We start from the raw sequence: 21,979 nt of genomic DNA, 5'->3' as shown, positions 1-21,979 counted from the left end.
GTGACCGGGTGTGCTCAACCCACATTTCGTCGTCCTGTCAGACCGATGTCGCCGTGCCGGCGGCGCAGCACGACGTAGGCTGGGTCACCGTGGCGCATGCTTTCGCCTCGCTGGAGACCGCAGGTCCGGTGGCCGTGTGGCTCATCGTGCTGAGCTTCATCTTCTTCGAGTGCGCTTTCATCTTCGGGTTGTTCCTCCCCGGTGACTCGTTGCTGTTCGCCGCCGGCGTGGTGCTGGCGCAACACGGCAACGAGCTGTCGGCGTGGGGTCTTTCGGGTGCGGCTCTGGTCGTGGCCGTCGTCGGCAACCAGCTCGGGTACTACATCGGCAGGCACACCGGCACGCGCGTGCTCGCGCGCAAGGGCGGCAAGGTGCTGAACCGGAAGAACCTCGAGAAGGCCGGCGACTTCCTCGACCGCCGCGGGTTCTGGGCCGTCGTGCTCGCCCGCTGGCTGCCGTGGGTCCGCACGCTGGCGCCCATGATCGCCGGCGCGGCCCGCATGGACGCGCGCAAGTTCATGCTGGCCACGACCATCGGTGCCATCGCGTGGGTGCCGACGCTGGTCCTGGCGGGCTACTACGGCGCGGGCATCCTGCAGAAGGTTCCGTGGCTGGAGACGGCAGCGCTGATCATCAGCGTCGCGTTCTTCGTCATCGGCACCGGCTGGGGCATCTGGCGCTACCGGCAGGAGATGCACAAGCCCATCGACGAGACCAGCGAGGACCTGGAACACCTCAGCCACCCGCACGCCCGCTGAACGACGTAACGACAAATCGCACGAGAAATGTCATCCTTTCCCAAAACGGGAAGGGGAGTCCTGTCATGCGATTGCTGAGCGCATTTGCCGCTTTAATTGCACTGTTCGGCGCAGTAACACCCGCCCAGGCAGAAGCGATGCCACAATGCGGTCAAGTTCTCACCACGAACTTCACACTCATGGGCGATTGGGGCTGCGGCAATGGACCCGCTTTGATCGTTGGTGCCAACGGGGTGAAAATCAACCTCAACGGACACACGCTGAGCGGCACTCCCGCGATCAGCATGACCGACGTCGACGGCACCACGATCCGCAACGGCACCATCCCCAGCAACATCGTCGCGGACAACGCGACCAACACCAGGTTCGTCGACATGGCCATCGGCCAGCCGAGCCCGAACGCGACCTATCTGTGGAACGGCACGACGTCGGTCACGTTCGTGCGCAGCAAGCTCGACATGTGGCGGTTCAACTGCGGCGCACGATGCCACCTGCTGCGCAGCAAGTTCTCGATGAACCAGATCGGTGCGAAGACCCTCGTCATCCAGGGTGACCAGGGGCAGCCGAACCTGGTCAACTTCGTCGGCGCCGTCGAGGCCGACGTCGTCAACACCAGGCTGAACGCCTTCTCGATCGGCGGGTCCGAGCGGCTGACCATCCGCGACAGCGAGCTCGACGGGTTCGAGGTGATCGCGACCGGCCGGCTCGAACTGCTGCGCAACACGTTCAGCGGTGGCAACTGGGTCGGCGTCCACCGGCCGGTCAACGGCGTCGTCCGCGGCAACAGGTTCGAGAAGATGCGCTCGGCCGGCCTGTTCGTCGATCCAAAGGAAACGCTCACCGGCCCGTTGGTGATCGAACGCAACACCTTCGCCGAAAACGTCGGGGACGGCCTGCGCATCGACGTTCCCGTTCCACTCGACATCACCGTTCGCAAGAACACGAGTGAGAACAACGGTCAATTCGGAATGTGGGCGACAGCAGGCACCGTGACGGACGGCGGCAAGAACGTCTCGAACAACGACGCACTGGGGTGTTACACCATCGTCTGCGCTTAAAGCACTTCGGTGATCAGCAGATCCGCTGATCCCTTCGACGAGTTCACCATCAGCGCGTTGACGTGATCCGTGCCGTGCAGCACGCGTTCCTCCGCCTCCGACAGGGTGCGCCCGTACCGCAGGTGGCGGTCGATCAGCCGCTGCACGCGCACGTCCTCGTCGATGAACAGGAACCACGCCTCGTCCAGGATGATCCGGACGCGCTTCCACTTGTCGTAGTTGAGCAGCAGGTAGTTGCCCTCGGTCACGACGAGCGGGACGTCCGGGTGCACCGGCACCGCGCAGGCGATCGGCTCCTCGATCTCGCGGCGGAACTCCGGCGCGTAGATCATGTCCGGCCCGCACGCCTTGATCCGGCCGAGCAGGTCGACGTAACCGGGGATGTCGAACGTGTCCGGCGCACCCTTGCGCTCGACCAGCCGCAGCCGTTCCAGCTCGCTCTGCGCGAGGTGGAAGCCGTCCATCTCGACGAGCACCGCCTGACCGTCGAGCGCCTCGACGATCCTGCGCGCGAGTGTCGACTTGCCCGAACCGGGTGCCCCGCCGATCCCGAGGATCTTGCGCTCGCCGAGATCGGTGAGCGCTCGGGCCCTCTCTAGCAGCTCCTCGAACCTGACCTGCTGTCCTGCCACCGTGCCAGCCTCTCAACCCAGTCCTCGACCGCACCGACCCGAACAGCTGCCGCCTCCGACGCGAAGCCGATGGCGGCGACCGGGTCCCCACCCGACGCCAGCGCGTAGGCGTACGCGCCGTGCCAGACGTCACCGGCACCGTTCGTGTCCTTCACCTCCGCCGCCGGCACGGGCACCTCTCCGGACGAGCCGTTCCGCGACCAGGTCACCGGCTTCGCACCGTGGGTGCGAATGACCAGCGGCACCCCGTACGAGTGCAACTCGGCCTCGGACCGCTCGAAACCCGAACTGCAGGCGGCCACGTCCACCAGCGGCAACAGGTGATCGAGGACAGGTTTCCAGCTCCCGGCGTCGAGCACCACAGGCAATCCCATCGCTTTCGCCTGCTGGGCCACGGGGATCGCCAGGCCGTCATGGTGTCCGTCCAAGAGCACCACGTCCGCGGCGGCGAGCAGGCCGGACAAATCCGGCGCGGTGACCGGCACCGAGGCGTTGCGGGAAACGACGGTGCGCTCCCCATCTGCGTCTCTGACGACAACCATGCTCACGGGCGTCGTGGCCGGTACCGCGGTCACTTGGACCGGGTCCAAGGACGCACGGACAAATTCACCCAGTGCGTCGGCACCCAACGCGGTGAGCAGTGACGACTTCCCGCCGAGTGCCGCGACCGCACGCGCCGCGTTGGCGGCCGGACCGCCGGGAGACAGCGCGGCGTGGAGCGAGCGGACCTTCTCGCCCGGAGCCGGGAAGGCGTCCACCCGTTGAGTCACGTCGAGAGTTGCGAGCCCGACACACAGCACGGCTGCCATCTGGGCTTCCTCCAAACGGGTAAGGTCCCGGCCATGGTCACCATGCGGGATGTCGCGGCTCTCGCGGGGGTCTCCATCACCACGGTGTCACACGTGATCAACGAGACCAGGCCGGTCGCAGGTGACACGCGAGAGCGCGTCCAGAAGGCTATCGACGAGACCGGGTACACGGGTGACGCCATCGCGAGATCGCTGGTCATGGGCGGCACGAAGTCCCTGGGCCTCGCGGTGTCGCTGGTCTCCCACCCGTACTTCGCCGAGCTGATCGCCGCCATCGAGTCGGAAGCGACCCGCAACGGCTACACGCTCGTGCTGATCGACACGCGGGACACCCCCGAATCCGAGCAGACCGCGGTCAGAATGCTGCGCTCACGACGGGTCGACGGCCTGCTGCTGACCCCCTCGGCGGGCGGCGGCAGCCTCGTGCTGCCGGAACTCAAACGGCTGGGCATCCCGACGGTGCTCGTCGACCGGCTGACCGTCTCCAAGGACATCGACCAGGTCGGGCCGGAGAACGTCCAGGCCACGTCTGGTCTGGTGAAGCACCTCGCGGAACTGGGACACCGGCGGATCGGCATCGTCTGCGGCAAGACGGGCGTGGCGACGACCGAGGAACGCATCCTGGGTTACCGGCTCGGTCTCGGCCGTGCGGGCCTGAAGTGGGACGAGGCGCTGGTGTCGCAGAGCGGCTGGCTCGCGCCGCTGCTCGACCAGGACGACCCGGCGACCGCGGTCGTGGCGGCTGACCACCTCGTCACGATCGGCATGCTGCACGAGGCACGCGCCCGCGGCCTGAAGCTCGGCACGGATCTCGCCGTCGTCGCCTACGACGAGGTCGAGTGGGCGACGTTGATCGAACCGCCGCTCACCACGCTGGCCCAGCCGGTCGAGGAGATCGGCAGGACCGCCGTGAAGCTGCTGCTGAACAGGATCGCCGACCCGGCCAGGCCGCCGGAGACGATCCGGCTGGCGCCCTCGCTCATGCACAGGCAGTCCTGCGGATGCTGATCCCCGGCCTCGTCTCGGTGACGTTCCGGCAGCTGTCGGTCGAGGAGATCGGTGAGCTGGCACTGGAGTGCGGGCTGCAGGCCGTGGAGTGGGGCGGCGACGTGCACGTGCCGCCCGGCGACTTCGCGGCGGCACGGCGGGCGCTCGACACCGGGCTCAAGGTGGCCGCGTACGGGTCGTACTACCGGGCCGGCGTGTCCGACCGCGGTGAGCTGGCGGCGATCCTGGAGACCGCGGCCGAGCTGGACGCACCGCTCGTGCGGGTCTGGGCGGGCACGTCCGGATCAGCGGAGTGCCCCGACCGCGGGCCGGTGATCGAGGCGCTGCAGCACGCCGTCGAGCACGCGGACGCGATGGGAACGCGGATCGCGTTGGAGTACCACCGGAACACGCTGACGGACACGCTGGAGTCCGCGGTCCAGCTGCTGGACGAGGTCGACGGCGTGGTGCCGTACTGGCAGCCGAGCGGTGGCCAGGACGTGTTCTCCGCCGTGCACGAGGTGCGGACGCTGGAACCGGTGACCGCACACGTCTTCTCGTGGGGCCCCGGCGGGTACCAGGACCGGTTGCCGCTCGCGGCGCGCCGCGACCTGTGGAAGCCGGTGCTGACCGAGCTCGCGCGCGACGGCATCGACCGCAACGCGTTGCTGGAGTTCGTGATCGACGACTCGCCGGAGCAGTTCCGCGAGGACGCCAAGACGCTGCTGAGCTACCTCAAGGGGTAGCGACGTTCAGGCCGTGCCGCTCCAGCAGCGCCGCGGCCTCCAGGCACATCCAGCCGCCGAGCTGAACGGACAGGTCGCGGCCCTCCCGCTGGTCCGCTGGGACCGTCCACTCCGGACCGAACAGGGGGCCGCTCACCGCCGTCACGCGGTTGAGCCACGCCGCTTCCGCCGACTGGATCACGAGTTCCCTGGCCAGGTCCGCGGTTTCCTGGCGGTCCGGGTCGAGCTCGGGGATCGTCAGCGCGGCCTGCGCGAGGTAGCGGGTGAGGATGCCGGCGAACAGACCGCCGTCACCGCCGCCCTGTCCCTTGATCACGCCCTTGACGGCCAGATCGTCGTGCACCGCGGTGATCGTGCGGGCGGCCTTTTCGAGCCACTTCTCCTGCTGGCCGTGCTCGGCCAGCTCGACGCACGCACCGATCAGAACCCCTTGGCAGTACGTGTAGATGTTCTTCTCGTACTCCCGGATCTCGCCGTTCGGGTGGACGTGCAGGCCGTCCCACGCGAGTCCGCTGCTCTCGTCGACCAGGTTGTCCTCGACCCAGTCCACGATGGAGCGCGCACGGACGAGGTCGGTGCGGTCGCCCCGGCGAGCCAGGAAGATCGCGGCGGGACCGTTGGCGGGCACGTTCTTGAAGTCGTCCTTGCGCTTCCACCAGATGCCGCCGCCGGCGTGGTCGGTCCAGCCGTCCCGCAACTGTTCCGCGATGGCGGCCAGCGCCTTGGGCTTCGCGACGCCGACGATCTTCTCGGCGCGCTGCAGGGCGAGGCCGAGCCACGCGATGTCGTCGTAGAAGTCGTTGGTCCAGCCGAGGACGTTGCGCACCCGAATGCCCCGCACGACCTTGGTGATGGCCGTCTTCCGCAGCTCGCTGGGCGAGCGCTCGTAGCCGTCCACCATGCAGTCGAGCAGGTGGGCCTGCCACCAGTAGTTGAAGCTCGTGTGGAGCTTGTCCCGCAGCAACGGGGGCCACACCCGCGCACCGAGCAGCGTGCCCGGCACACCCCAGACCCGCCGCAGGTGCCTGGAGTACACCGCGCGCTCCGCGACGCCCGCGCGCGCCGCCAGCAGTTTCGCGATCACCACTGCGTCATCGTGAGCGCTTGACCGGTCAAGAAGCGCGGTGAACCACCCAGTGGTAGAGGCCCATCGCCACAGAAGTTGTCAGGTTGTAACTGCTGACCTTCTCGCGCATCGGCAGCCGGACGATCCTCGTGGCCTTCGCACGGACCTCCTGCGAGAGGCCGTGGCGCTCCGAACCGAACGCCAGCACGGCGTTGTCGGGGATCGGACCGGTCAGGAGATCGCCGTCGGCGTCGAACGCGATGAGCTCACCGGCGAAGTCGAGGCTCTCGGCCTTGGCGACCGGCAGGGCGAAGTGCAGGCCCGCCGAACCCCGTAGAACGTTGGGGTGCCACGGATCCACGTCACCGGTGGAGATCACGCCGCCCGCGTCGAGGCCCGCCGCCACCCGGATGGTGGCGCCGAAGTTGCCGAGATTGCGCGGGTTGTCGAGCAGGACGACCGGGGCGTCGCGGTCGAACGGCAGGTCCGGCCTCTCGGCGAACCCCGCCACCCCGGTCGGATGGAGGCGGCCCGCGCGGAGGACGAACCCGGCCTTGTCGATCTCGGTCGCGTCCTGGAACCGCCCGACCAGATCGGGCGCGTGCGTCTCGGCGAGGCTGATCGCGGCGCTGAGGTCCGTCGTGATCAACGGGTGCACGTCGGCGCCGAAGCGCAACGCGTGCTTAACAGCGTGAAAGCCTTCGAGCAGCACGGCCGCCAGCATAGAAGCCGGCCCACGAGACCAGGACGATCGCCCCGAGAACCAGCTGCACGAGCGTCGTCGCGCTCTGCGGGTACCAGACGCCGTCGATGTAGTGGTCGATGAACCCGGTCTCCAGCAACGGCATGCCCGCGAGCCCGCGGAGGTCGTTCTCCAGCACGGTCAGCGGGCAGGTGAGGTCGATCGTCACGCTGAGGATCGCCCACACACCGGCGACCAGATGCGCGTAGATGACACCCCGCCAGCGCCACGCGAGGAACCCTCCCAGCGCGATGAACGCCAGAAAGGCGAAGTGCAGAACCACGACCGCTTCGACGAGCACCCTGGCCATTCGCACCACCCCGTCCTCCAGACTAGGACGGGGTAGCTCGAATCGCTCTCGATAAAACGAGTGAACGTCAGGCGAGCCCGAGATCGTTCAGATCCAGCAGGTACCGGTACTGCAGCCCCTCCGCCTCGATGGCCTCCTTGGCACCCGTGCCGCGGTCGACGACCGTGGCGACACCGACCACCTCGGCACCGTGCTCGCGCAGCGCCGTGACGGCCGTGAGGACCGAACCACCGGTGGTGGAGGTGTCCTCGACGGCGAGCACGCGCTGGCCGCGCACGTCGATGCCTTCGATCTGCCGCTGCATTCCGTGAGCCTTGCTGGCCTTGCGCACGACGAAGGCGTCGAGCACGTCACCGGCCGCCGCGGCGGAGTGCATCATCGCGTAGGCGACGGGGTCGGCACCGAGCGTGAGACCACCCACAGCGACGAAGTCCCAGTCGCTGGTGAGCTGCCGCAGCAGCTTGCCGATCAACGGCGCCGCCGCGTGGTGCAGCGTCGCGCGCCGCAGGTCGACGTAGTAGTCGGCTTCCTTGCCGCTGGAGAGGGTCACCTTGCCGTGCACCACGGCCAATTCGCTCACCAGACGAGCGAGTTCCGACTTCGCGTTCGCGTCCAAGACCGTTTCAGTTCGCACAGGTCGCTAGCTTCGCACACGCGGGCGTTCGGTGCCGCATACCCTGCATCACCGTGAGCACCCTCTTCGTCGAACAGCCGTGGACCGCGATGAGCCTGTTGTTCCGGCCGCAGTACCGGGTGGACGTGTTCGACGAGCGCGACACGCCGATCGCGGTCGTCAGGGAGCGCGGCGGACCCGGGCTGCAGCGGCCGCTGCGGTACACGGGGTTCTCCGGCTGGACGACGTTCGACCTCGACGTCGTGGCGCCGCACGGCCAGCCGATCATGCACATCGGCAAGCGGTTCGGGCGGCGGCCCCACGTGAGCGTCAGCACGCCGCAGGGGCAGTTGATCGGGACGATCAAGACGCACAGCGCGTGGAAGCAGTCGTTGCACGACGCGAACGGTCAGCAGATCTGCTTCTTCGGTGACATCGCTCGCATCGAGACCGGCGGGCGCGCCAAGCGCAACGGCAGGCGCGTCCGCCGGGACGTCGTGCGGATCAACCCCGGTGTGGCCGAGCCGCTGCGCTCACTGGCGACCGCCTGCGCGGTCGCCTTCGACGTCGTCCGGGGAACCGGGACCAGCCACGTCAGCAGTGGCGGTGTGGACTGGTCTGCCTAGTGCTGTGACCGTCGGCCTTTGCCCCGTATTTCGACGGTCAGACGGGTGCATCGCGGTGCCGGCCCCCGCCCCTCATATCGGGCATATGGGGGGGCGGGGGCCGGTGCCGCGAGGTGCCCTGCTGAGCGCCGGAAGACGCGGTGAAGGTCGGCGGTCACAGCACTAGCTACCAGGCGTCCTCGCGGAACTGGCTCGGACCGTCGTCCTCGTCGTCGTCATCACGGCGCGGCCGCTGAGGCGTCGGGGTGCCCGAGGCGATGATGTCGTCGATGTCCTGGCCCTCTTCGATCGCGCGGTAGGCGCGTTGGAGGTCCGGAACGCCGACGGCTAGTGCCTTCTGCACACCCTCGTCGTCCAACGCGCGGCCCGCGGCGACATCGGCCCACGACATCTCGCCGGCCTCGACGCGCCGCTGGAGGTCCTTGAGCTCCTTCGGCGCGCCCGGCGACTTCGCGAACCGCTCGATCTCGGCGAAGTCCTGCTCGGAGAGCCCTCGCGAACGGCGCTGCACCTGCGAGGCGGCCGTCGCGACCTTCCCGAGGTCGTCGATCCGGGAGTCCACCTCGGAGAACAACGCCTGCAGCCGCGCCTGGTCGTACGGAAACGTCACTGCTGACCACCACTGCTCGGAGCCGGGGCGGGAGCGGGGGCACCGGAGCCACCACCCGAGCCGGAGCCGCCGGTGCCGGAGCCGTACCGGCCCGAGGCCGCGGAACCGGCCTTGCCGAGACTGTAGGCGCCGAGGCCGACGCCGATCGCACCGGACTTCGCCGCGGACACGCCGTTGTCGTACTTCTGCTTGCCGTCCTGCACGCCGTCGACCACGTCGAGGAAGTCGTTGACGTCCTTGACGTCCTTGAGCTTCATCAGCGCCGTGCCCATCGCGACGATGCCGTCGACCATGCCCTTGACGCCCTCGATCAGCGTCATGATCGACTGGATGATCTTGCGGATCGCGTCGACGATCTGGATCGCGTCGTAGACCATCCACACCGCGCGGCCCCAGCCGACGACCGGGATCACCGCGGTCATCGCGGCCTCGAGCAGCATCGTGCAGAGCTTGTCGAGCAGGAACAGGGCGACCTTCGTGGCCGAACGGCACGCGTTCGCCATGGACTGGAACTTGTTGCCGATGATCCGGGCGACCTGGGAGTCCGCCTCGATCGCGATGACCCACATGGTGTCCATGCGGCGCTCGAACGCCTGCGCGGCGTCACCGTTCCAGTGCGGGTTGAGCTGACCGACGCCGTCGCCGACGTTGTGCCGCACGGCGTCCAGCGCCTTGGCGACCTGGTCCCACGCGTTGGCGTTGGCGTCGATCTTCTCGAAGTCGCCGACCAACGGGTTGATCAGCGCCTCGATCAGGTTCTCGCCGGTGACCTTCTCGTAGATCCAGTTGACGCCCTGCAGCTTCCAGCCGGCGGCTTCGATCAGTTCCTTGGTGGTCTGCCGGCCGGGACGGTTCTCGGCGGCCGCGTTGAGCGCGACCGACGGGTCCTGGACGTCCGCGTACGCGGTCATCGGCCACCTCCGGCCTGCTGCACCAGCTTGACGCCGTACTGGTCGGCCTTCTCGTAGGTTTCAGCGGTCTTCTTGAGCGCGGCGGAGTCCTTGACCATCATCTTGTTCGCGAAGTCCAACGTCTCCCCGTAGAGGTTCGCGACGCCCGTCACGACGGGGTGCAGCAACGTCAGCAGGCCGGTGAACCCGCTGGTGTCGCCGCCCTTGGAAATCGCGTGATCCTTGATGGTCAGGAAGTGCTGGGCGTTGCGGTCCAGCAGCTCGCTGTACCCGCGCAGCTCGTCCGGCACGACACGGAACTGTTCACTCACGAGGACTCCGACGCTCGATCCACCTGGACGGTTCCGCTCACGTGCGGCCGCGGCCGCCGGCGAAGCGGGACGCCATCCTGCGCACCAAGGCCCGCGGCAGCACCTTCGTGACGCTCACGATCGCCTTGTACTGGGCGCCGGGGATCGACAGCACCTTGCCACGGCGCAGGTCGCGCAGCGCCTCGTGGACCAGCCGGTCGGCGTCGACGTAGAGCCAGTCCGGCGTCTTGGACATGTCGATCTTGGCGCGCTGGTGGAACTCGGTCTTCACGAAACCGGGGCACAGCGCCATGATCCGCACGCCGGAGTGTCCGACCGCGAGGGACATGCCCTCGGAGAACGACGTCACCCACGCCTTGTCGGCGCTGTAGCTCGTGCCGCGGCCGGGCAGGAAGCTGGCCACGCTGGACACGTTGATCACGTCGCCCTTGCCGCGCGCCATCATGCCGGGGATCGCGGCCCTGCAGAGCCGCAGCACCGTGGCGACGTTGACGTCCAGCTGAGCCTGCAGCTTCTCGACGTCGGCGGCGAAGAACTCGCCGGTGTTGGCGAAGCCCGCGTTGTTGACGAGCAGGTCGACGGGCGACTCGGCCAGCCGGGCCTCGACCTTGGCACGCTCGCCGTGGTCGCTGAGGTCCGCGGGCAGCACGTCGACGTGCACACCGTGCCGCTCGTGCAGTTGCTGGGCGAGCTCCTCGAGGGCGGACGCGGTGCGCGCGACCAGTACGAGGTCGTACCCCTCTGCCGCGAGCCTGCGGGCGAAGGCGGCCCCGATCCCGACGGTCGATCCGGTCACCAGTGCGGTTGGCATGCCATCGCACGGTAGTCGGAGCTGGGCCGGGGTCGGAAGCGCGCCGATGATCACGCTCCGTTCTTCGCCGGACGACGAAGAACGAACAGACGCAGTGCGAGGCCCGAAACGACCAGAGCGACTCCGCCGAACAGCATCCAACCGACCGATGCACCCGTGTTGGCAAGCGTCACCACGGACGCTGTACCCGCCACAGCTGCGGGCGGAACTACCTTTCCTCCGTACATCGTGATTCCCTCCGGGGGGTTCGGGGACACGACGCCTTACACACGGAGTATCTGAATCGGCTTCCGATGTTTTACACAGAGTGAAGTGTGACGTAGCTCACACCACTTTGGTTACGGCGCGGGATACCGCTGGTTAGTGATCAATGACGCACGGTAGGCCGACTACCGGCTCACCCAGAGTTACGGCTGCTTGCGGCCGAACGAGGGGCGGTAGACCTCGCCACCCTCGTCGTCCTCCGCCACCGGCTCTTCGCGCTCCGAGGGGTCCGGGTCGAACGGGTCGATCACGTCCGCTAGCTCGCCGATGTCGCGCAGCAGACGCTCCAGGCGCGCGGGCGACGAGTTCGGCGGCGCCGCGGCCAGCACCCAGTCGTTCTCCAGCCAGACCACGGTGACGTCGCCACCGATCTCCTCGGCGGCGTCGATCAGGTCAGGCGTGATGATCTTGCGGGCGGCCGGGACGTCGGTGACGAAGGCGTAGCGCGAGCCGACCGGGCCGAGGAGGTCCGGCATCGGCATCTTGTCGTTGTCGCGCTGGAACGGGACCGTCGACAGCCAGAGTTCGATCACCACCGACAACACCCTGCGGCAGCGCACGCCGACCAGCACCGAGTTGACCTTGCCGCCGGTCTCGTGGTCGAGCACGTAGACCTGGCGCCTGCCGTCGGCGGTGAAGGTCGAGCCCGCGACCACGTCACGGGCAAGCCCGGTGCCGTAGTACGCGATGGCGCCCGCCTCCCAGCGAGTCGGCAGCACGTGGTCTGTTTCCTCGAACTGCCAGCCGCGCAGTGCAGCCCAACGGCGCCGTTCACGATTACGCGCGGTTCGTTGCGCCCGGTCGGTCGCGAGCAGGGCAAACCCCGCCACGCCCGCCACCGCGGCGACGGTGAACCAGACCCACGCCGGTATGCCCACAGCTGAAGCGTAGTGGGTCGGGCCCGAGGAACGAAGATCACTTCCGCGCGTCGCGCACCTCGTCCGCCGATTCAGGCCGGTTGGAACAGCTCCACGGGGTTGCCGGACGGGTCGTCGAGGACGATCTGCTGTCCTCCCGGCCCCTTCACGACGTCGCTGCGGAACCGGATCCCCCGCTCCCGCAGCCTCGCCACCTCGGCGTCGATGTCCGGGACGATCAGGTGGATGCGGTTCCAGCCACCGGGGCCGGGCTTGGTGCCGTCCGGCATCTCCCGTCCCGCCGAACTGGCGGGGCCGCTGAGCAGCAGGCGCAGGTTGCCGCGGACGACGTCGGCGAACGCCGGGGCGAAGTTCGTTCGCACCTCGAACCCGAGGTTCTCGGTGTAGAAGGCGAGCGAAGCGTCCACGTCGTCGACGAGGTAACGCACGCTCACGAGATCGGTGGTCATGTCAGACCTCCAGAGGGACTGGCAGGAATCGGATCCGGCCGTCGAGCTCGGCGGCGGTGCGCCGGAAGGCGTCGAACCCGCCTTCGGCCGCGGGGTCGGCGAGGCTCCAGTGGATCAGCCGCGGACGGCCGGGAAAGCTCGGCAGAACCTCGCGAACCCGGTCGCACAGGCTGATCACGAGGTCGAACCGGCCACGACGCACGACGTCCAGGTGAGTGGGTTCGTGCGCCAGGGCGGCGCCGTACTCCGCAACGGCCCTGACGGCGTCGGGATGCAGGGCCTTCGGGTGGCTGCCGGCGCTCGCCACCTCGACGCGGTTCCCGGACCGGTGCCGCAGCAGGGCCTCGGCCATGGGCGAGCGGCCGCTGTTTCCCGTGCAGACGAACAGCACCTTCGTCGCGCTCGGCGTTGGCGTGCCCGCCGCGATGGCCGGATGCAGGGCCGTGCCCGTGTCCGCCCACGCTTCGGCACACCGCGCCAGGTCGAGGTGGTAGTAGGTGTCGCGGCCGTCGAAGTTGCTGCGCCTGGCCGTCACGAGACCCGCGTCGCGCAGCTGTTTGAGGTGGTAGGAGACCAGGTTCTGCGGTTCTCCCACCGCGGACACCAGCTCGCGCACCCGGCGGTCACCGGCGGCCAGCTCACACGCCAGCCGCCAGCGCAGCGGGTCCGTCATCAGCCGCAGGAACAGCGGCAACGTCCTGGGTGCGTCGCTGGACACACCCAGGACAATACATCAATCCAGCTTGATGTATCCCTCAGACTTCGCGGCCCACAATCAGGCCGGTGTTGTCGTCCAGCACGTCGACCCTGACCGTGTCGCCGTCCCGCACCTCACCGGCCAGCAACTCCTTCGCCAGCTGGTCACCGATCGCCGACTGCACCAGCCGCCGCAGCGGCCGGGCCCCGTACACCGGGTCGAAGCCGTTCAACGCCAGCCAGTCGCGAGCGGAGGCCGTGACGTCCAGGCTCAACCGCCGGGCAGCGAGCCGGTCCGCCAGCCTGGCGATCTGGATGTCCACAATGGACGTCAGCTCCTCGGTCGCCAGCGCGTGGAACACCACGACGTCGTCGAGCCGGTTCAGGAACTCCGGCTTGAAGTGCCGCTGCACCACCGCCATGACGGCGTCGCGGCGCTCCACCTCCGTCAGCGACGGGTTGGCGATCGCGGTGGACCCCAGGTTCGAGGTCAGCACCAGGATCGTGTTGCGGAAGTCCACGGTCCGGCCCTGGCCGTCGGTCAGGCGGCCGTCGTCCAGCACTTGCAGCAGCACGTCGAACACGTCCGGGTGCGCCTTCTCGACCTCGTCCAGCAGCACCACGGAGTACGGGCGGCGGCGCACCGACTCGGTCAGCTGGCCGCCCTGGTCGTAGCCGATGTAGCCGGGAGGCGCTCCGACCAGGCGGGCCACCGAGTGCTTCTCGGAGTACTCGCTCATGTCGATGCGGATCATCGCCCGCTCGTCGTCGAACAGGAACGCGGCCAACGCCTTCGCCAGCTCGGTCTTGCCGACGCCGGTGGGGCCGAGGAACAGGAACGAACCCGTCGGGCGGTCCGGGTCGGCGACGCCGGCACGGGTGCGGCGCACGGCGTCCGAGACGACCCGCACGGCCTCGGCCTGGCCGACGACGCGGCGGCTGAGCTCGTCCTCCATCCGCAGCAGCTTGGCGGTCTCGCCCTCCAGCAGGCGACCGGCCGGAATGCCGGTCCACGCCGACACGACGTCGGCGACGTCGTCCGGGCCGACTTCCTCCTTGAGCATCGCGGCGTCCTGAGTGGACGCTTCGGAGGCCGCCTCGAGTTCCTTCTCCAGCGCGGGAATCCGGCCGTACCGGAGCTCGGCCGCACGACCCAGGTCGCCGTCGCGCTCGGCGCGTTCGGACTCGCCGCGCAACGACTCCAGCTGTTCCTTCAGCGTCCGGACCTTGTCGATCGAGCCCTTCTCGTTCTGCCACCTCGCGGTCAGCACGGACAGCTCCTCGCGCTTCTCCGCCAGCTCGGCGCGCAGGGCGGAGAGCCGTTCCAGCGAGGCCACGTCCGACTCCTTGGACAGCGCCATCTCCTCGATCTCGAGACGGCGGACGGCACGCTCCACCGTGTCGATCTCGACGGGGCGCGAGTCGATCTCCATGCGGAGCCGGGACGCGGCCTCGTCGACGAGGTCGATCGCCTTGTCCGGCAGGAAGCGCGCGGTGATGTAGCGGTCCGACAACGTGGCCGCGGCGACGAGGGCGGCGTCGGTGATGCGCACGCCGTGGTGCACCTCGTACCGCTCCTTGAGGCCGCGCAGGATGCCGACCGTGTCCTCCACCGACGGCTCGCCGACCAGCACCTGCTGGAAGCGGCGTTCCAGGGCGGCGTCCTTCTCGATGTGCTCGCGGTACTCGTCCAGGGTCGTGGCACCGACCATGCGCAGTTCGCCGCGGGCCAGCATCGGCTTGATCATGTTGCCTGCGTCCATGGCGGACTCGCCGGTCGCGCCGGCGCCGACGATCGTGTGCAGCTCGTCGATGAACGTGATGACCTGGCCGGCCGAGTCGGTGATCTCCTTCAGGACGGCCTTGAGCCGCTCCTCGAACTCACCGCGGTACTTGGCGCCCGCGACCATCGAGCCGAGGTCGAGCGCCACGACGCGCTTGCCGCGCAGCGACTCCGGCACGTCACCGGCCACCACTCGCTGCGCCAGGCCCTCGACGATCGCCGTCTTGCCGACGCCGGGCTCGCCGATCAGCACGGGGTTGTTCTTGGTGCGCCGCGACAGCACCTGGACGACCCGGCGGATCTCGGCGTCACGGCCGATCACCGGGTCGAGCTCGCCCTTGCGGGCGCGTTCGGTCAGGTCGACGCCGTACTTCTCGAGCGCCTTGTACGTGCCCTCGGGGTCGGGCGAGGTGACGCGGGCAGACCCGCGCACCTTCTCGAACGCGTCCTTCAACGCGTCCGGCGTGGCACCGTGCCGGCGGAGCAGGTCGGCGACCTGGCCGCCGTGCTGCGCCAGCCCGACGAGCAGGTGCTCGGTGGACACGTACTCGTCGCCCATCTCGGTGGCGAGCTCCTGCGCCTTGCCGAGCACCCGCACGGCGTCGCGCGAGAACTGCGGCGCGGAGACGGTCGAGCCGGAGGCGCTGGGCAGCGAGCGGGAGAGCTGCTCGAGCTCCTTGCGCACCAGCGTCGGGTCGGCGCCCACCGCTGAGAGCAACGGCGCGGTCAACCCGTCCGTCTGCGCCAGCAGGGCGCCGAGCAGGTGCGCCGACCCCACGTCCGGGTTGCCGTTGAGGGTGGCTGCCTGCACAGCTGCGGAAACAGCCTGCTGAGTCTTCGTCGTCGGGTTGAAAGCGTCCATTCCTCCACCTCGTGGTCAGCCTCCAGCATGGACCATCATCCCGCACAACGTCAGAAAAGTTGAGTCTGTTCCGCTCAACTACGAGAACGTGACGGTCGTCCCGAAAACGCACGGCGATCCGAGCCCGTTGAGCGAAGATCAGCACCATGACCTCAACCATCCACAACGTCACCGTCGACGCCAGGAACGCCTACGAGCAGGCCTCGTGGTGGAGCCGGGTGCTCGGTCTGCCGATCCATCCCGACGACAACCCCGGCGACCCGGAGTGCCTGGTCACGCTGCCGAGCGGCATCCAGTACCTCTTCATCGAGGTGCCCGAGCCCAAGACGGTCAAGAACCGCGTCCACATCTGCCTGCAACCGACGGACGGCACCCGCGACGAGGAGGTCGAACGCCTGCTCGGCATCGGCGCGACGATCTACGAGGATCACCGCAAGCCGGACGGCACCGGCTGGGTCACCATGCACGACCCCGAGGGCAACGAGTTCTGTGTGGAACGCAGCGCAGCCGAACGCGCCGCGACCTCCTGATCGACGTCACTCGAAAGCACCAACAGCTTGTCCACAGCGGAGGTCGAGTTATCCACAATCCGCTGTTCAGTATCCACAGGTGAATCAGGTTCAGTGGCGACCGTCTGTGCACCAGAACCCGTTGGGGTGACATCCACCGAGTCACGCAGCGGTTGCTCCTTGATCAGCAGAACCGCGATCACCGTGAAGACCGCGAGACCGGCGGCGATCAGGAACAGCTCACCCATCGCATCGCCGTAGGAGTCCCGCACGACTGGGGAGAGGGAGCCGCGGTCGAGTGTCTTGGTGCTCACGTGGGCGGCGAGGACCGCGCCCAGCACCGAGACGCCGGCCGTCCCTCCCAGCGACCGCAGGAAGGTGGCGGTCGAACTCGCGGCGCCCAGGTCGGCCATGCCCACACCGTTCTGGACGGCCAGGACCAGGTTCTGCATGGTCAGCCCCACCCCGACGCCGACGAGCAGCAGGTACGCGCTCATCAGGGTCAGGTTCGTGGTGTGGTCGATCGTGCCCAGCAACGCCAGCCCGATGACCAGCGAGAACGCGCCCCAGACCAGGTAACCCTTCCACTTGCCGCTCCTGGCGATGAGCTGCCCGCTGACAGTGGACGAGATGCTCAGGCCGAGAACCAACGGCACCGTGAGCAGCCCTGCCTTCGTGGGCGAGAACCCGCGCGCGATCTGGAAGTACTGCCCCATGAACACCGATGCGCCGAACATCGCAGTACCGACCGCGATGCCACCGAGCATCGCCAGCACCACCGTCCGGTTCCTGAACAGGTGCAACGGGATGACCGGGGAGCTCGCCCGGCGCTCGACGAAGTAGGCGGTGACGAGGGCGAGCAGGGCACCACCTGCGAAGAGCGCGCTCTCCCTGCTCAGCCAGGCGAAGTCCTTGCCGGCGAAGGACACCCACATCAGCACCAGGCTCACGCCACCGGTGATCAGCGTGGCTCCCAGGTAGTCGATCTTGACGTGCCGCCTCTCGCCGGGCAGGTGCAGCGTCTTGTGCAGCACGGCCAGCGCCACGAGCGCCAGCGGCACGCAGACGAAGAAGCACCAGCGCCAGCCGGGCCAGTCGACGAGGAACCCGCCGACGAGCGGCCCGCCGACCGTGCCCGCGGAGATCACCATGCCGGTGTAGCCGCTGTAGCGGCCGCGTTCCCGCGGGCTCAGCAACGCACCGACCACGACCTGGCCGAGCGCCTGCACGCCACCCATGCCCAGGCCCTGGACGACCCGGAACGCGATGAGCTGCTCCATGTTCTGGCTCAGCCCCGACAGGACCGAGCCGACGACGAACAGCACGATGCTCGTCTGCAGCAGCATCTTCTTGTCGAAGAGGTCCGAGAGCTTGCCCCACAGCGGTGTACTGGCCGTGGAGGCGAGCAGCATCGACGTGATGACCCAGGTGTACTGGGTCTGGGTGCCCTTGAGCTCGGCCAGGATCGTCGGGAGAGCGTTCGAGACGATGGTGGAGCTGAGGATCGCGACGAGCAGCGCCACCCAGATGCCGGACAGGGCTTCGAGGATCTCCCGATGCGACGAGGGCCGGTTCAAGCACACCTCCAGTAATTAGTTGATGCTACGCAACTATATCTGGAGATAGTTAGCTAGAACAACTAGTTCGGCCGTCTACTGCGTCACGCAACGCCCGGGCCAGATCACCTTCGAGCTGCCTTCCCGAGGGCTCCGGCCAGGCGAAGTACTCGTCGTCCTCCCAGTGCGGCACGACGTGAAAGTGCAGGTGAGCGACGCTCTGTCCGGAACCGGGCCCACTCGCGTCGAGCACGCACACCCCGGACGCACCGAGCGCGGCCTTCATCGCCCGCGCCACACGCTGGACCATCAGCCGGCCGCCGTGAAGGCCGCCGGAGTCGCGTCGTGCACCCCCACCGAGTGCTCACGCGGCACCACCAGCGTGTGACCGGGAGCTAGAGCGCGGGTGGGGAACGGCAGGAACGCGACGGCGTCCGGCGCCCGCGCCACCCACCGGGCGGACAGGTCGCCGGACATGATCGAGCAGAAGACACAGGGCATGCCGCCATGTGACCAGATCAGCGGGTCACTCCGCGGTCTTGCCCGCCTTGACCCCGAAGTAGTCGCCGCCCTTGCGCTTCACGTCGTCGGTGCCCCAGTCACGCACCCGGTCGACCGGGATCATCCGCGGGATGTGCTTGCGGCAGTGGATGTAGGCCTCCTGCACCTCGACCACCACCCACCGCTCCACCTTCTTGTCCTCGGTGGGGATCTCCTCGCGCGGCGCGATCCGGGCGCGGCCGTTCACGTGCAGCCCGATCAGGTCGTCGGTGAAGTCCACCATCAGCATCCCGACGTGCGGGTTCTCCATGATGTTGCCCAGGGACGCCATCACGCCGTTGCCGCGGTACTCGGGGTACGCGACCGTCCGGGAGTCGATCACCTGGATGAACCCCGCCGGCCCGGCCCGCAGGGTGGAGTCGCACTCCCCGTCGGCATCAGCGGTCGAGATGAAGGCCATCTCCATCCGGCCGACGAACTCGGCCATCGCGGGGTTGAGGTGGTCCAGGACCTGGTCCGAGTAGAAGCGTGTGGCGCGGTCCGAGGTCTCCAGGGCACATTGGAGGAAGTGCTCTCCACGGGAGCCGGGTAGCTCAACACGGTCGGGTGAGGTGGTTTCAGTCAACTCAGGCGGGGACACGTGCCACACCGTTGCACGCAAGCGAGCAAGCCGGTACAGACGGATGCCCAGATTCACACTGTTGCGGTAACAACTAGTTGCGTACGGTAATCACACTTCGCTCGAAGGTGGCATCAAGGAACCAAACCCACCAATCAGGGGTTACTGTCCACCCTGTCGGGGGACGGATGCTTGACGAGGACTACCGCGCCTTGCTGGCGCCAATGAGAACGTGGAGACTGCGCGCGGACCATGACTGCGAACGCTGTGCTGAGCCCCATCCCTACCCCGCCCCACCGAGAACCCCCGCCCGGCGTCACCGCGATGGTGCGGATGATCCGGGAGAGCTTCGCGGTGGTGGAGCCGCACGCCGAAGAAGTGGCGAAGTTCTTCTACGGCATGCTCTTCTCGCTCTCGCCTGCCACACGCGAGATGTTCCCCGCGAACATGGAGGTGCAGCGGAGCCGTCTGCTGCGCGCCCTCGTGCACGTGGTGCAGATGGTCGACCGCCCGGACGACCTCATCCCCTTCCTCCGCCAGCTGGGCCGTGACCACCGCAAGTTCGGTGTCATCAACGTCCACTACGAGGCTGTCGGCACGGCGCTGCTGTCCGCGGTGAAGAAGTTCGCGGGCGCTGCGTGGACGCCGAAGGTCGAGATGGCGTGGGCAGAGGCCTACACGTTGATGGCGCGGGCCATGCAGGAGGCCGCCGACGCCGACAACGGCCCCGCCTACTGGCACGCCACGGTGCTGGAGCACCAGCGCGTCTCGTGGGACCTGGCCGTCGTCCGGCTGCAACCAGACCACCCGGTCAACTACCGCGCCGGTCAGTACGTCAGCGTGGAGACGCCGCAGCGCAAGCGCCTGTGGCGGTACTACTCGCCGGCGAACGCACCGCGCGAGGACGGCGTCATCGAGTTCCACATCCGGTCCGTCGACGGCGGCTGGGTGTCACGCTCGGTGGTCGGTCACACCCAAGCCGGTGACACGTGGCGCATCGGACCGCCCATGGGACGTCTGCAGGTCGACCGCACGGCCGGGTCGGACATCCTCATGGTCGCCGGCGGCACGGGCGTGGCGCCGATGCACGCGATCATCGACGAGATGGCGCAGTGGGGCGACAACCCCCGCGTCCACCTGTTCTACGGCGGCCGCACCCGCGAGGACCTCTACGACCTCGACAACCTGCAGCGCATCGCGACCACGAACCCGTGGCTCACGGTCGTGCCGGTGCTCGAGTCGGACCCCGGCCTCCGCGGTGTCGAGCAGGGCACCCTTGCCGACGTGGTCACCCGCTACGGCGCGTGGGAGGACCGCGACGTCCTGGTCTGCGGCAGCCCGGCCATGATCAGGTCGACCGTGTCCCGCATGCTGGTCGCCGGAACACCGCTCGACCGGATCAAGTACGACCCGTTCACCCTGGACTAAGCTCGGCACGTCGAAGCGACTGGCGTGCCGAGGGTGGAACTGACCACCGGGAAGCGACGGCCGAGCGCACCGAACGCCTGGGTGCCCGGCACGGAGATGCGCCGTGCTCTCTAACGTTGATCCCGAAATCGCCGCCCTGATCCAGGCAGAAGCCACGCGGCAGTCCCGCAAGCTGCGCATGATCGCGTCCGAGAACGACGTCTCGGCTGCCGTGCTTGAAGCAACAGGCTCGGTGCTGACGAACAAGTACTCCGAGGGCTACCCCGGCAAGCGGTACTACGAGGGCCAGCAGATCATCGACCAGGTCGAGCAGCTGGCGATCGACCGCGCCCGCGCCCTGTTCGGCGTGGACCACGCCAACGTGCAGCCGCTGTCCGGCGCCCCGGCGAACCTCGCCGTGTACCTGGCGTTCCTGCAGCCGGGCGACACCGTGATGGGCATGTCGCTCCCCATGGGCGGCCACCTCACCCACGGCTGGAGCGTCTCCGCCACCGGCAAGTGGTTCCGCGCGGTCCAGTACGACGTCCGCAAGGACACCGGCGTGGTGGACATGGACGAGGTCCGCTCGCTGGCACTGGCCGAACGCCCGAAGGTCATCTTCTGCGGTGGCACGGCGATCCCGCGCACGATCGACTTCCCGGCCTTCGCCGCGATCGCCAGGGAGATCGACGCGGTCCTGGTGGCCGACATCGCCCACATCGCCGGTCTGGTGGCCGGTGGCGCGCATCCGTCCCCGGCAGGCCACGCCCAGGTGATCACCACGACCACGCACAAGACCCTGCGCGGCCCGCGCGGCGCCATGATCCTTTGCGACGCCGAGTACGCGAAGGTGATCGACAGGGCAGTGTTCCCCGGCCTGCAGGGCGGTCCGCACGACCACACGACCGCCGCGATCGCCGTGGCGCTGCACGAGGCCGCCCAGCCGGAGTTCCGCGAGTACGCGCACACCGTCGTCGCGAACGCGAAAGCGCTGGCGGACGCGTTGCTGGAGCGCGGTTTCGACCTGGTGTCCGGCGGCACGGACAACCACCTGATCCTGATCGACCTCACGTCGAAGGCGATCGCCGGCAAGCCCGCGGCGCAGGCGCTGGACCGCGCGAACATCGAGCTGAACTACAACGCGGTGCCGTTCGACCCGCGCAAGCCCTTCGACCCGTCGGGCATCCGGCTCGGCACGGCAGGGATCACCACGCGCGGCCTCAAGCCGGAGCAGATGCCGTTGATCGCGGACTGGATCGACCGGGTGATCGCCGCTCACGACAACGACCAGGCACTGGAACGCATCGCCGCCGAGGTCGAGGAACTACTCGGCACGCTCTAGATGACTGATTCCGTGAAGTTCGGGTGAAGTCGGCCCGGTGCCGGGGCATGGGAGGAGGGTGTTCAAGATCAATGTGTGACGAAAGACCTGAACACCCTCCTTACCGCACTGTACGTGCTGGTC

Annotated in this window: 26 protein-coding genes and 1 riboswitch; of the genes, 8 read left to right on the top strand and 18 right to left on the bottom strand. The window is 68.3% G+C overall.

The window, feature by feature from the left end:
- Positions 1-89 precede the first annotated feature (89 nt).
- Positions 90-758 carry a DedA family protein gene (locus ABFX45_RS11975; protein ID WP_233439111.1) on the top strand — a complete coding sequence of 223 codons (669 nt, stop codon included), beginning with the start codon at positions 90-92 and terminating at the stop codon, positions 756-758.
- Between the two features lie 65 nt (positions 759-823).
- The gene (locus tag ABFX45_RS11970; RefSeq protein ID WP_346129670.1) at positions 824-1,816 is read left to right on the top strand and encodes a right-handed parallel beta-helix repeat-containing protein; all 993 of its coding nucleotides are present in this window, start codon (positions 824-826) and stop codon (positions 1,814-1,816) included.
- Here ABFX45_RS11970 and ABFX45_RS11965 read toward each other — a convergent pair.
- Together ABFX45_RS11965 and ABFX45_RS11960 are read right to left on the bottom strand one after the other, a co-directional pair.
- Positions 1,813-2,448 carry a nucleoside/nucleotide kinase family protein gene (locus tag ABFX45_RS11965; RefSeq protein ID WP_109629547.1) on the bottom strand — a complete coding sequence of 212 codons (636 nt, stop codon included), beginning with the start codon at positions 2,446-2,448 and terminating at the stop codon, positions 1,813-1,815. The genes ABFX45_RS11970 and ABFX45_RS11965 overlap by 4 nt on opposite strands.
- Positions 2,412-3,257, bottom strand: coding sequence for a PfkB family carbohydrate kinase (locus tag ABFX45_RS11960; protein WP_346129668.1), 846 nt, complete (start codon positions 3,255-3,257; stop codon positions 2,412-2,414). Before ABFX45_RS11960 ends, ABFX45_RS11965 begins: the two co-directional genes overlap by 37 nt.
- A gap of 33 nt (positions 3,258-3,290) precedes the next feature.
- On the opposite strand from ABFX45_RS11960, the gene ABFX45_RS11955 reads away from it, so the two are divergent.
- Both ABFX45_RS11955 and ABFX45_RS11950 read left to right on the top strand, forming a co-directional pair.
- Positions 3,291-4,265 carry a LacI family DNA-binding transcriptional regulator gene (locus ABFX45_RS11955; RefSeq protein ID WP_109629553.1) on the top strand — a complete coding sequence of 325 codons (975 nt, stop codon included), beginning with the start codon at positions 3,291-3,293 and terminating at the stop codon, positions 4,263-4,265.
- A complete protein-coding gene (locus tag ABFX45_RS11950; RefSeq protein ID WP_109629556.1) occupies positions 4,259-4,990 on the top strand; it encodes a sugar phosphate isomerase/epimerase family protein in 732 nt (243 codons plus the stop codon). The genes ABFX45_RS11955 and ABFX45_RS11950 overlap by 7 nt, the downstream gene beginning before the upstream one ends.
- Here ABFX45_RS11950 and ABFX45_RS11945 read toward each other — a convergent pair.
- The 4 genes from ABFX45_RS11945 to pyrE form a co-directional block, all read right to left on the bottom strand.
- The gene (locus tag ABFX45_RS11945; RefSeq protein ID WP_346129665.1) at positions 4,980-6,077 is read right to left on the bottom strand and encodes a glycoside hydrolase family 76 protein; all 1,098 of its coding nucleotides are present in this window, start codon (positions 6,075-6,077) and stop codon (positions 4,980-4,982) included. The genes ABFX45_RS11950 and ABFX45_RS11945 overlap by 11 nt on opposite strands.
- A 25-nt stretch (positions 6,078-6,102) precedes the next feature.
- Positions 6,103-6,768 (bottom strand): TrmH family RNA methyltransferase, encoded by a 666-nt coding sequence (locus tag ABFX45_RS11940; protein WP_346129663.1) that lies wholly within the window; start codon positions 6,766-6,768, stop codon positions 6,103-6,105.
- Positions 6,740-7,108: a DUF2784 domain-containing protein gene (locus ABFX45_RS11935; protein ID WP_109629565.1), complete on the bottom strand. Its 369-nt coding sequence runs from the start codon at positions 7,106-7,108 to the stop codon at positions 6,740-6,742. Before ABFX45_RS11935 ends, ABFX45_RS11940 begins: the two co-directional genes overlap by 29 nt.
- 67 nt (positions 7,109-7,175) lie before the next feature.
- Positions 7,176-7,724, bottom strand: coding sequence for an orotate phosphoribosyltransferase (gene pyrE, locus ABFX45_RS11930; protein WP_411711372.1), 549 nt, complete (start codon positions 7,722-7,724; stop codon positions 7,176-7,178).
- Between the two features lie 71 nt (positions 7,725-7,795).
- Here pyrE and ABFX45_RS11925 point away from each other — a divergent pair, with 71 nt between their 5' ends.
- Positions 7,796-8,347, top strand: a complete 552-nt coding sequence (locus tag ABFX45_RS11925; protein ID WP_346129660.1) for a hypothetical protein — start codon at positions 7,796-7,798, stop codon at positions 8,345-8,347.
- A 166-nt stretch (positions 8,348-8,513) separates the two neighbouring features.
- Here the strand turns inward: ABFX45_RS11925 and ABFX45_RS11920 are convergent, their stop codons facing one another.
- The 8 genes from ABFX45_RS11920 to clpB all read right to left on the bottom strand — a co-directional run bounded on the left by ABFX45_RS11920 (position 8,514) and on the right by clpB (position 15,922).
- Positions 8,514-8,957: a hypothetical protein gene (locus ABFX45_RS11920; RefSeq protein ID WP_346129658.1), complete on the bottom strand. Its 444-nt coding sequence runs from the start codon at positions 8,955-8,957 to the stop codon at positions 8,514-8,516.
- Positions 8,954-9,868, bottom strand: a complete 915-nt coding sequence (locus ABFX45_RS11915; RefSeq protein WP_109629575.1) for a WXG100 family type VII secretion target — start codon at positions 9,866-9,868, stop codon at positions 8,954-8,956. Before ABFX45_RS11915 ends, ABFX45_RS11920 begins: the two co-directional genes overlap by 4 nt.
- A complete protein-coding gene (locus tag ABFX45_RS11910; protein WP_109629578.1) occupies positions 9,865-10,179 on the bottom strand; it encodes a hypothetical protein in 315 nt (104 codons plus the stop codon). Before ABFX45_RS11910 ends, ABFX45_RS11915 begins: the two co-directional genes overlap by 4 nt.
- A 37-nt stretch (positions 10,180-10,216) precedes the next feature.
- Positions 10,217-10,990 (bottom strand): SDR family NAD(P)-dependent oxidoreductase, encoded by a 774-nt coding sequence (locus ABFX45_RS11905; RefSeq protein WP_109629581.1) that lies wholly within the window; start codon positions 10,988-10,990, stop codon positions 10,217-10,219.
- A 407-nt stretch (positions 10,991-11,397) separates the two neighbouring features.
- Positions 11,398-12,132 (bottom strand): type III secretion system chaperone family protein, encoded by a 735-nt coding sequence (locus tag ABFX45_RS11900; RefSeq protein ID WP_109629588.1) that lies wholly within the window; start codon positions 12,130-12,132, stop codon positions 11,398-11,400.
- A gap of 71 nt (positions 12,133-12,203) precedes the next feature.
- Positions 12,204-12,581 (bottom strand): VOC family protein, encoded by a 378-nt coding sequence (locus ABFX45_RS11895; protein WP_109629591.1) that lies wholly within the window; start codon positions 12,579-12,581, stop codon positions 12,204-12,206.
- Position 12,582: 1 nt separating this feature from the next.
- The gene (locus ABFX45_RS11890; protein ID WP_109632916.1) at positions 12,583-13,254 is read right to left on the bottom strand and encodes an arsenate reductase/protein-tyrosine-phosphatase family protein; all 672 of its coding nucleotides are present in this window, start codon (positions 13,252-13,254) and stop codon (positions 12,583-12,585) included.
- An 82-nt stretch (positions 13,255-13,336) separates the two neighbouring features.
- Positions 13,337-15,922 carry an ATP-dependent chaperone ClpB gene (gene clpB, locus ABFX45_RS11885; RefSeq protein WP_346129654.1) on the bottom strand — a complete coding sequence of 862 codons (2,586 nt, stop codon included), beginning with the start codon at positions 15,920-15,922 and terminating at the stop codon, positions 13,337-13,339.
- A 146-nt stretch (positions 15,923-16,068) separates the two neighbouring features.
- Here clpB and ABFX45_RS11880 point away from each other — a divergent pair, with 146 nt between their 5' ends.
- Complete coding sequence (locus tag ABFX45_RS11880; RefSeq protein ID WP_346129652.1) at positions 16,069-16,452, top strand: VOC family protein; 384 nt, start codon at positions 16,069-16,071, stop codon at positions 16,450-16,452.
- Here ABFX45_RS11880 and ABFX45_RS11875 read toward each other — a convergent pair.
- The 4 genes from ABFX45_RS11875 to ABFX45_RS11865 are packed head-to-tail and all read right to left on the bottom strand — an operon-like array spanning position 16,350 to position 19,137.
- Positions 16,350-18,008, bottom strand: a complete 1,659-nt coding sequence (locus ABFX45_RS11875; protein WP_233439113.1) for an MDR family MFS transporter — start codon at positions 18,006-18,008, stop codon at positions 16,350-16,352. The genes ABFX45_RS11880 and ABFX45_RS11875 overlap by 103 nt on opposite strands.
- 49 nt (positions 18,009-18,057) lie before the next feature.
- On the bottom strand, positions 18,058-18,297 hold the full coding sequence (locus ABFX45_RS46415; protein WP_428834120.1) for an HIT family protein: 240 nt from the start codon (positions 18,295-18,297) through the stop codon (positions 18,058-18,060).
- A complete protein-coding gene (locus ABFX45_RS11870) occupies positions 18,297-18,488 on the bottom strand; it encodes an HIT family protein (protein WP_346129650.1) in 192 nt (63 codons plus the stop codon). The genes ABFX45_RS46415 and ABFX45_RS11870 overlap by 1 nt, the downstream gene beginning before the upstream one ends.
- Positions 18,489-18,513: 25 nt before the next feature.
- Complete coding sequence (locus ABFX45_RS11865) at positions 18,514-19,137, bottom strand: pyridoxamine 5'-phosphate oxidase family protein (RefSeq protein WP_233439114.1); 624 nt, start codon at positions 19,135-19,137, stop codon at positions 18,514-18,516.
- 294 nt (positions 19,138-19,431) lie between these two features.
- Here ABFX45_RS11865 and ABFX45_RS11860 point away from each other — a divergent pair, with 294 nt between their 5' ends.
- Both ABFX45_RS11860 and ABFX45_RS11855 read left to right on the top strand, forming a co-directional pair.
- Complete coding sequence (locus tag ABFX45_RS11860) at positions 19,432-20,535, top strand: FAD-binding oxidoreductase (protein WP_109629607.1); 1,104 nt, start codon at positions 19,432-19,434, stop codon at positions 20,533-20,535.
- 5 nt (positions 20,536-20,540) lie between these two features.
- Positions 20,541-20,625: riboswitch (ZMP/ZTP riboswitch) on the top strand.
- 13 nt (positions 20,626-20,638) lie between these two features.
- On the top strand, positions 20,639-21,856 hold the full coding sequence (locus ABFX45_RS11855; protein WP_109629610.1) for a serine hydroxymethyltransferase: 1,218 nt from the start codon (positions 20,639-20,641) through the stop codon (positions 21,854-21,856).
- Positions 21,857-21,979: the final 123 nt, after the last annotated feature.

The sequence above is a fragment of the Lentzea roselyniae genome (genome assembly GCF_039537795.1).
Classification (GTDB): Bacteria; Actinomycetota; Actinomycetes; order Mycobacteriales; family Pseudonocardiaceae; genus Lentzea; species Lentzea atacamensis.
The sequence above is the reverse complement of the archived record's forward strand: the minus strand, read 5'-3'. Positions and strand labels throughout refer to the sequence as shown.

Bases quoted from the DNA above. Each gene is read 5' to 3' on its own strand.
- ABFX45_RS11970 (WP_346129670.1), top strand. From the start codon at position 824: ATGCGATTGCTGAGCGCATTTGCCGCTTTAATTGCACTGTTCGGCGCA.
- ABFX45_RS11915 (WP_109629575.1), bottom strand. From the start codon at position 9,868: ATGACCGCGTACGCGGACGTCCAGGACCCGTCGGTCGCGCTCAACGCG.
- ABFX45_RS11860 (WP_109629607.1), top strand. From the start codon at position 19,432: ATGGTGCGGATGATCCGGGAGAGCTTCGCGGTGGTGGAGCCGCACGCC.
- ABFX45_RS11955 (WP_109629553.1), top strand. From the start codon at position 3,291: ATGGTCACCATGCGGGATGTCGCGGCTCTCGCGGGGGTCTCCATCACC.
- ABFX45_RS11890 (WP_109632916.1), bottom strand. From the start codon at position 13,254: ATGACGGACCCGCTGCGCTGGCGGCTGGCGTGTGAGCTGGCCGCCGGT.
- ABFX45_RS11895 (WP_109629591.1), bottom strand. From the start codon at position 12,581: ATGACCACCGATCTCGTGAGCGTGCGTTACCTCGTCGACGACGTGGAC.
- ABFX45_RS11905 (WP_109629581.1), bottom strand. From the start codon at position 10,990: ATGCCAACCGCACTGGTGACCGGATCGACCGTCGGGATCGGGGCCGCC.
- ABFX45_RS11950 (WP_109629556.1), top strand. From the start codon at position 4,259: ATGCTGATCCCCGGCCTCGTCTCGGTGACGTTCCGGCAGCTGTCGGTC.
- clpB (WP_346129654.1), bottom strand. From the start codon at position 15,922: ATGGACGCTTTCAACCCGACGACGAAGACTCAGCAGGCTGTTTCCGCA.
- ABFX45_RS11935 (WP_109629565.1), bottom strand. From the start codon at position 7,108: ATGGCCAGGGTGCTCGTCGAAGCGGTCGTGGTTCTGCACTTCGCCTTT.
- ABFX45_RS11960 (WP_346129668.1), bottom strand. From the start codon at position 3,257: ATGGCAGCCGTGCTGTGTGTCGGGCTCGCAACTCTCGACGTGACTCAA.
- ABFX45_RS11870 (WP_346129650.1), bottom strand. From the start codon at position 18,488: ATGCCCTGTGTCTTCTGCTCGATCATGTCCGGCGACCTGTCCGCCCGG.
- ABFX45_RS11880 (WP_346129652.1), top strand. From the start codon at position 16,069: ATGACCTCAACCATCCACAACGTCACCGTCGACGCCAGGAACGCCTAC.
- ABFX45_RS46415 (WP_428834120.1), bottom strand. From the start codon at position 18,297: ATGGTCCAGCGTGTGGCGCGGGCGATGAAGGCCGCGCTCGGTGCGTCC.